The organism is Pseudanabaena cinerea FACHB-1277, assembly GCF_014696345.1.
Classification (GTDB): Bacteria; Cyanobacteriota; Cyanobacteriia; order Pseudanabaenales; family Pseudanabaenaceae; genus Pseudanabaena; species Pseudanabaena cinerea.
In genome coordinates, this window is sequence record NZ_JACJPY010000125.1 from 1 (window position 1) to 8292 (window position 8292).

Sequence of the window (8292 nt, forward strand, 5' to 3'; positions counted from 1 at the left end):
ACGATCCAAATCTACACTTGCTTAATAGCGTATGTTTTATTAGAGCTAGTAGAGATACCAAAAGAGTTTGGCTGTAAGATGTTAGATAAACTGAGGTATTTACAAGCATTCATGAGTGAGAATATCAGTTATGTACATTGGTTTAGGAAGATAGTGATATTAAGCTGAAATCACGCTTTTTGCAGGAGTAGTGTGTCCACTTTTGGGATAACCTCATGTCTGATTCAACACTTCTGATCAAATACATCAAAATAGAAATATAAATCAGTAGTAGTCTCGATTATCTTCTAAATAAAACTTGACTCCGATGAATTACACCGCCTCTACCACAAAAATTTGTGCGAAGCCAACCATCACCGACTACACCTCCACTAAGCTCGATCGCAGTTAACTTACTAATAGTACATATAATACTACCATTGGGAGAACTCCTTACATTTGAAGGTGGATCAAATACAACACCAATAGCTATTCCCTCATTAAAACTAGGAGCAGTACAAACAATTTGAAGCATATCTCTTGTTGCTTGGGATTGTGGTCTATTAACTGCTTGCTCTGGATAAGTGATCCATGTTCTAGATTGACAATTAGCTTGAGCTTGAATGCGTTCATCACCAAGATAATACTCAAAACGCACATTTCGAGAACTTACTCTAGAGATAGAACATAGATCAATACTAATATTCTGTCCACCAACAGCAATACCCGTAGAATAGTCGCAGTTCCCAGCTTGAGCCGAAAGCCCATGAGCATCGATAAGCGCAAATGCCAAAATTGCTACATTCAAGCAATAGCCAAAAGGTAATATAGGCTTCACTAAAGATAAGGCTCTTTTGTTATTTACAAAACCCATAAAATTTAGCCATAACTGAATAGACATAATAAAATATTGGGGCGATCGCCACTTAACCCCGAATATATCACTATTCAACCAATTTAATCACTAAAATTCTTGGATTTTTGCAAATACATTGGTGTTATCCCTGTGGATAGCGGTATTTGACGACCATCCAACCTTAAACAACAAAAAACGACATTTCCGAAACCCAGATTTAACTACTTCACTTACTCGACTTAGCGATCGCTTAAACAGATTGTTATCACCATATCGCTCATCCTAGGAATCCATCATGACTCAAGCGATCGCTGCTACTGCTGAAACAGCGAATATGGTCAGATTAAACTAACTCAGGATATACCGCAATGGGCGCAGGCGTGATCTTTGGCGATAAAGACGATGTAATTCCAGATGTGGTATGGGTTAGCAAAGAGAGGTATAGTGAAACTTAAACTCTATTCATCAATGGGTGTCTTGGAATATTGGATTGCAGATTGGCGTGCGAAGCAAATTCAAGTTTATCGGCGGGAAAATGGAATTCTCACATTAGTGATGACTTTATTTGAGAATGACACGCTCACTTCTCCACTTTTGTCAGACTTTTCCTGTTTGATCTCCCAGATTTTTGAGTAAGCACCTTGACTGTTTTGCCTTATGCGTTGGTAACGTAAAACTATACTTCAAGATATTCTGAACTGAATCCAAAGTACGAGCTGCACCACTCTTTCTCGTCTTTGTTTGGTGTCTACAAAAGCAAATGTTTTCTGTAACCGTAAAGTAATGTAAGATAATCTTAAGAATTTAATTAACATCCTTAAAATAATTGTGAAAGCTTGGCGACTAATTACTCCAGATCTAGTTTTGGCAGCACCGATAACGGCGATTACACCGCAGCTAATGGCAAAACATGGTCTGCAAGGCTTGATTTTGGATGTGGACAATACGCTGATTGGTGATGATGAGGCGGATGTATCGCCAGAGGTGCGGCTATGGGTGACGACAATGCAGCAGCAGCAATATTCTCTGTGCCTAGCGAGTAACAATTTCAGCGATCGCCGCATTCAGAAAGTGGCGGCAAGTATTAATCTGCCCTATCGGAGTCGGGCAGGGAAACCATCGCGGCGGGTGGTGCGACAGGTGTTGGATGCGATGCAATTACCATCAGCGCAGGTGGGAATGGTGGGCGATCGCCTATTTACCGATACGATAGTGGGCAATCGGCTAGGTCTTTTCACGATTTTGGTACAGCCGCCCTGCGAGGAAAATATCGAGTTTTTGAAGCCATCCTTGGCTTCAATTTTTAAGATCCGATCTAGCTTTTTGCGAAATGGTGAAATTTGGATTGCTCGCAGGTCAGGGGTAAAAGTTTAAAAAGTGCTTAAGAGATCCCCCTCAATCCCCCTTGCAAAGGGGGAGGAAGAAAATTCATCCCCATTGTAAAGGGGGAAGAAGAAAATTCTCTTGTTTTTTAAGGGGGGCTGGGGGGATCTAGACGATTTCTAAGAGGCTGTTTGAAAAGTTTTGATCCCCCTAAATCCCCCTTAAAAAGGGGGACTTTTTTAATCTTTTCCCCCCTTTCGTAAGGGGGGCTAGGGGGGATCAATCAGTATTTTTAGCGAATGTCCAGACTTTTCAAACAATCTCTAAGTTGTCTTTTTTTAAGCTTTCAGACCACTGTGACGCAGTAATGGCTTTGTGCTGGGTTCGCGACCGCGAAAGGTTTTGAATACTTCCATCGGGTGCTTGCTGCCGCCAAGGGCAAGGACTGTATCCCGATAGCGTCTGCCAGTGGAGGCGATCGCTGCTTCATCTTCCAAGCCTGCTTCCTCAAAGGCGGCGAAGGCATCGGCACTGAGGACTTCTGCCCATTTGTAGCTGTAGTAGCCTGCGGCATAGCCCCCTGCAAAAATATGACCGAAAGAACAAAGGAAATTATCCTCTGGCAATGGTGGCATTACCATTGTGGTTTCCGCAAGGCGCGATCGCAGTTGGCTAGGGGTTTCCTTACCGCCGATCTCATAGCGATGATGCAGTTCGATATCCACCAAACTAAAATGCAGTTGCCGCAACATCATCGAGCCGCTCATATAGTTTTTGGAATCGATCAGCTTTTGGTAATAGGACTCGGGTAAGGTTTCACCCGTTTGATAGTGCTTTGCCATACCAAATAAAGTGGCGCGATCGTAGCACCAATTTTCCATGAACTGGCTAGGCAGTTCCACCGCATCCCATTCCACATTATTGATTCCCGAAGCACCTGAATAATCAACTTGGGTGAGCATATGCTGCAAGCCATGCCCAAATTCATGGAATAGAGTTTCCACCTCACCAAAGGTCATCAGGCTAGGCTTGTCATCGACAGGGGGGGACTGGTTGCAAATGAGATAGGCAACGGGCAAGCGGGTGATGGTTTGACCATTTTCGGTTAATTTAGCGCGTCCGATGCAGTCATTCATCCATGCGCCGCCCCGCTTTTCGCTAGGACGACTGTAAGGATCGAGATAGAAATAGGCGATCGCCTGTCCATCTTCTTCTTTCTGGATTTCAAAGAAACGCACCGATTCATGCCATACGGGAGCTTTACCATCAGCCGCGACAACGACGATACCAAACAAGCGCTTGACTAGTGCAAATAGTCCTTCTAAAACTTGCGGCAATGGGAAATAGGGACGTAATTCTTCCACCGTGAAGTTGAACTTGGTTTCGCGCTGGCGTTCTGCCCAATAGGAAGTATCCCAATGCTTCAACTCATCGGTGACACCCTGTGCCTTGGCAAATTCCTGAAGTTCGGCAAACTCAGCAACGGCAGCCTCATAGCTCGATTGCCGTAGCTCTTCCAAGAGCTTCTCCACTGCTTCGACGTTGGGAGCCATTTTTCGCGCTAAGCTCAATTCTGCATAGGTGCTGTAGCCTAATAAATTTGCCTTCTGTTGACGCAATTCGAGAATGCGATCGATTAAAGGTGAATTGTCAAATTCGCCATTGGCGGCACGGCTGACAAAGGCGCGGTAGAGCTTTTCGCGCAGGTCACTGCGTTGGCTATGCTGCATGAATGGCACATAGCTAGGATAGTCGAGGGTGATGCACCAAGCGCCTTTTTCGGGCGTGGCGGATTCGTCACCATCAAGACGGGCGGCTTGGGCAGCTAAAGATAGTAAACTTGGCGGCAGGCCTGCGATTTCATCGGGCTTGGTGAGGGTCATGCTAAAGGCTTTTGTGGCATCTAGCACATGGTTGGAGAAATTGGTGGAGAGTTCCGCAAGTTCCATTTGGATCGCGTTGAATTTCTCCTTGTCTGCACCCTCTAGCCCCACGCCCGAAAGCTCTGCATCGCGGATCGCCGCTTCGACAATCCGCTTTTGAGCAGATTCTAGACTATCCCAAACATCGGAGCCGTAGATAGACTTAAAGGCTTTGTAGACGGGTTGGCTTTGACTAAATCGATTAAAAAATTCAATTACCTTGGGCTGGATTTCTTTATGGGCTTCGCGCAGGGTGGGACTATTTTTGACGCTTAACAAATGCTCAACCACTCCCCAAGCCCAACCCAAAGGTTCTGTAAGTCTGTCCAATGGCTCAACCAAGCCAGACCATGTGGGTTGTAGATTTATTTCCAATTCAGTTAGCCCTGTATGTGCCTGTTCCAGTAATTGGGCGATCGCAGGAATAACGTGATCTGGTTGAATATCGGCAAAAGGGGGTAAGCCTTTCCCGATGAGTAATGGGTTCTGATTTTCGTTCATGTTACTTACATTTTTACTTGATTATAGCAATTGGTTTACGGCAGCGATTTGCTTGCCCAAAATTCCCATCCCCAAAAATTTCTTAGACAAGTCGGAAATTGCCCAGTATTGTCAAACTATCCTAAGACTTCTCCCATGCTAGGCGATGGCAATTTGCGCTAGGTGTAAGCCCTAATTAGGATTTTCATGTTACGCAGAAAGCAGATGGTGAATCTCTTGCTGCTAGCCAAGCAGGATAACCACAGGGGGATTGCCCCTACCTGAATATTCATATTTTGTAGGGGCAGTTGATGGTGCGTGCCAGCCCGAAACCTTAGCTATCTTGGAAACTCTTCAAATAAATTTATCCAATAAATTCATCAAATAAGTCGGTGAGTTTAACCTATGCTTTTTGTAATATCTTAAGCCGCTAATTTTTTTTATGAATGAAGAATCGGTAATTCCTGATGACAACCAGCTAACAATTGAACAGGCATTGATCAATCTGCAATGTGACGATTTGGGGCTACGCACCTATGCCGCTTGGTGGCTAGGGAGATTTCGCGTCAAAATCCCTGCTGCCGTTACTTTGCTAATTGAGGCATTGTTTGATCAAGCCGATCGTACTGATGTGGGCGGCTACCCGCTACGGCGCAATGCGGCACGTGCCTTGGGCAAGCTAGACGATCGCCGAGCTGTACCTGCCCTAATCCAGTCCCTAGACTGTACAGATTTCTATGTGCGGGAGGCGGCGGCGCAGTCCTTAGAAATGCTGGGCGATCGTACCTGTATTCCCAAACTGATCGAACTCATTCAACCCCAGCAATTAGAGCCAGATCCCACATCCCCCGATCCTGACCTGCGCCATCCCTTTGATGCCTTCATTGAGGCTTTAGGAACCTTGGGGGCAGTGGAGGCAATTCCTGATATTCTGCCCTTTGTGGAGCATCCGATCCCTAAGGTGAGCTATGCCGCCGCAAGGGCACTCTATCAATTAGAACCCAACCCAGAGCTAGCTACCTACTACGGCGATCGCTTAGTGGCGGCGCTTGGCAATGAAGATTTGCAGTTGCGGCGCACCGTATTGTCTGACTTGGGGGCGATCGGTTATCTGGGGGCGGCAGAGGCGATCGCCAACACAATGGCAGAAAACAGCCTCAAATTAATTGCTTTAAAGGGTGTACTAGAAAAGCAAATTACCCTAGCGATCCCCCCCGATCTCACCAATGGCGCGAAGCGGGTGATGGCAATTATGGATGATCTGCTTTAAACCCCATTGCTATCGAAAAAATTATCGATCAAGCGAACTGCAATCAAAATTTGGAAGAATAATTTTGCAGTTGTTGCAAAGCGATGCTTTCAAAATCTCTATTGGTTTGGGTTTGAGGGCAAAGGGTGGCAACACAAAAAAGACATATTTCTTAACAATATGCCAAGACGTAAATCCTGCTTTGAATTTAAACAGTTTGCCATTCATCAAGATCAATGTGCGATGAAGGTGGGAACCGATGGCATTTTATTGGGCGCTTGGGCGGATGTTTGTCATCGCCAGAGGGTGCTTGATATTGGCACAGGTACAGGCTTACTCGCCCTCATGATTGCTCAGCGATCGCCCAACTCGATCATTGATGCAGTGGAAATTGACCACAGCGCCTATTTGCAAGCTGTGGATAATGTGCGGCGATCGCCTTGGTCAGAGCGCATTCATGTCTATCATGGCAGCATTCAAGAATTAGCAAGTTCTCTCTCGCAAACCCATGTTCTAAAGTACGATCTAATTATTAGCAATCCGCCATTTTTTGAGAATGCTTATAAATCGCCGCAATCATCGCGCAATTTGGCAAGACATAGCGATCGCCTATCTCCCACAGAACTATTGCAAGTGTCATCACAATTGCTCAACACCCAAGGTAGTTTGGCAGTGATATATCCTTGGGAAACTGCCCAAAAACTAATCACCAATGCCGCTAGGTTTAACTTGTTCAGCGATCGTCAATTGTTAATTAAGCCCACTAGCGATCGTGCCATTAAGCGTGTACTAATTCAATTCATTAAAAATATCGCGTTGCCGACATCACCACCAAATCTATCACTCAATTCCCAATCACCAAACTTAGTCATCGAAATAGCTAAACACATCTACAGCCCAGAATTTATTGCCCTTACTAAGGACTTTTACTCATAGCACTTTACAGCTTGTGGTGCATATGGGTAGTCTTAGGGCCTGTTTGAGAAGTCTAGACATTCCCTAAAGATGTTGGTTGATCCCCCTAATCCTCCTTTCGCAAGTAAAAAAGTCCTCCTTTTTAAGGGGGATCTAGGAGGAGCAAAACTTTTCTAAAACATGAATTAGCTATAAAATGGGTAGTAAATCAAGTTATAAATTTCTTGCAGGAGTTGGGTTGTGAGTTTAATTGCCAATTTGTCTGAAACTGCCGAAAGCGATCGCCTCCTCCCCCACCGTGCTGCCTTTCCTGCCCTTGCTGTTAAAAATCGCTATTATTTTAACTATGGAGGGCAAGGCGTAATCTGTACGCCCGCTTTAGAAGCCATTACCCGCAATTTTTACCATATAGAAGCCTTGGGCTGTTTTTCTAGGGCAGCAGGGGATTGGATGATGGGCGAATATGAGGCAACTAAGGCGGCGATCGCCCAAGCATTTCAGGTCAATGCCGATACGATTACCCTCACCGAAAATACGACCGTGGGCTGCAATATTGCGATGTGGGCTGTCGATTGGCAACAGGGCGATCGCTTGCTGCTATCGGACTGCGAACATCCTGGTATTATTGCTACAGCGCTGCAATTGCAAAAACGCTTCGGCATTGAGATTGACTATTTTCCCCTTTTTGATCTTCGCAATACTAGCGCCGATGGCAAAGATAGCACCGCCGTGGTTGAGCTAATTGCCCAGAATTTGCAACCGCAAACCAAAATGGTGATGCTTAGCCATGTTTGCTGGAATACGGGGCAGGTATTGCCATTGGCAGCGATCGCCGCAGTTTGTCATCAACAGCAGACCTTGCTCGCCGTTGATGCTGCTCAATCGGCGGGGATGCTACCCGTAAATCTAGAAACTAGCGGTGTTGATTTCTATGCCTTTACCAATCATAAGTGGTGGTGTGCGCCCCTCGGACTTGGCGCTTTGTATATCCGTCCTGAAATTTTTGATCAGATTGAACCTGTATTTGTGGGTTGGCGCGGTCTGCTCAGCGATCCGCCCAATTTGCAATGGCGGCGTGATGGCAGTAAATTTGAGGTGGCAAGCTCTACCTATGCGCTCTATGAAGCTTTGAGAATAGCGATCGCCCATGCTGATAGTTTTGCATCGCAATTACAACGCTATCAACGCATCTGCGAACTAAGTGCAATCCTGTGGCAAAGGCTAGAGGCTTTACCCCATATTAATTGTGTGCGTCAAACTGCCCCCGAATCGGGACTAGTTTCTTTTTATGTGGATAGTGGCATTGCTAAGTCCCCTGCTCAAATTGCCAAAGAGTTAGAAATGGAACAACAAATTTTTATCAGGGCAATTCCGACTCCCAAATGTCTCCGCGCTTCGGTGCATTATTTAACGACCCTTGATGAAATTGATCGCTTGGTAGAGGCGATCGCTTGCTGCATCTCTGCGTCATAAAAATAATACGGTAAGTGGGAAACTCAGTGCTTTAGCGCTGAGAGGGAAACGAGCGAGGCAATTTATTGCCTTTAGCCTTTTTCTGGTATAATCAA

Annotated in this window: 7 protein-coding genes and 1 pseudogene; 6 read left to right on the forward strand and 2 right to left on the reverse strand. The window is 45.5% G+C overall.

Annotated features, from left to right (window positions below):
- A pseudogene (locus tag H6F44_RS23365) lies at nucleotides 1-168 on the forward strand (IS4 family transposase); the annotation flags it as partial.
- A 112-nt stretch (nucleotides 169-280) separates the two neighbouring features.
- On the opposite strand, the gene H6F44_RS21245 reads toward H6F44_RS23365, so the two are convergent.
- Complete coding sequence (locus H6F44_RS21245; RefSeq protein ID WP_190353092.1) at nucleotides 281-880, reverse strand: hypothetical protein; 600 nt, start codon at nucleotides 878-880, stop codon at nucleotides 281-283.
- Between the two features lie 399 nt (nucleotides 881-1279).
- Here H6F44_RS21245 and H6F44_RS23370 point away from each other — a divergent pair, with 399 nt between their 5' ends.
- Together H6F44_RS23370 and H6F44_RS21255 are read left to right on the forward strand one after the other, a co-directional pair.
- Complete coding sequence (locus tag H6F44_RS23370; RefSeq protein ID WP_322096273.1) at nucleotides 1280-1471, forward strand: Uma2 family endonuclease; 192 nt, start codon at nucleotides 1280-1282, stop codon at nucleotides 1469-1471.
- 186 nt (nucleotides 1472-1657) lie between these two features.
- The gene (locus H6F44_RS21255) at nucleotides 1658-2209 is read left to right on the forward strand and encodes a YqeG family HAD IIIA-type phosphatase (protein WP_190353096.1); all 552 of its coding nucleotides are present in this window, start codon (nucleotides 1658-1660) and stop codon (nucleotides 2207-2209) included.
- 287 nt (nucleotides 2210-2496) lie between these two features.
- Here the strand turns inward: H6F44_RS21255 and H6F44_RS21260 are convergent, their stop codons facing one another.
- Nucleotides 2497-4581: a M3 family metallopeptidase gene (locus tag H6F44_RS21260; RefSeq protein WP_190353093.1), complete on the reverse strand. Its 2085-nt coding sequence runs from the start codon at nucleotides 4579-4581 to the stop codon at nucleotides 2497-2499.
- 421 nt (nucleotides 4582-5002) lie between these two features.
- On the opposite strand from H6F44_RS21260, the gene H6F44_RS21265 reads away from it, so the two are divergent.
- From H6F44_RS21265 to H6F44_RS21275, 3 genes are all read left to right on the forward strand, one after another.
- Entirely contained in the window at nucleotides 5003-5830 is an 828-nt protein-coding gene (locus H6F44_RS21265; RefSeq protein ID WP_190353094.1) for a HEAT repeat domain-containing protein, read from the forward strand.
- Nucleotides 5831-5989: 159 nt separating this feature from the next.
- Entirely contained in the window at nucleotides 5990-6745 is a 756-nt protein-coding gene (locus tag H6F44_RS21270; protein WP_190353095.1) for a tRNA1(Val) (adenine(37)-N6)-methyltransferase, read from the forward strand.
- Nucleotides 6746-6964: 219 nt separating this feature from the next.
- Nucleotides 6965-8197 (forward strand): aminotransferase class V-fold PLP-dependent enzyme, encoded by a 1233-nt coding sequence (locus H6F44_RS21275; protein ID WP_322096274.1) that lies wholly within the window; start codon nucleotides 6965-6967, stop codon nucleotides 8195-8197.
- The last annotated feature ends 95 nt before the right edge of the window (nucleotides 8198-8292 follow it).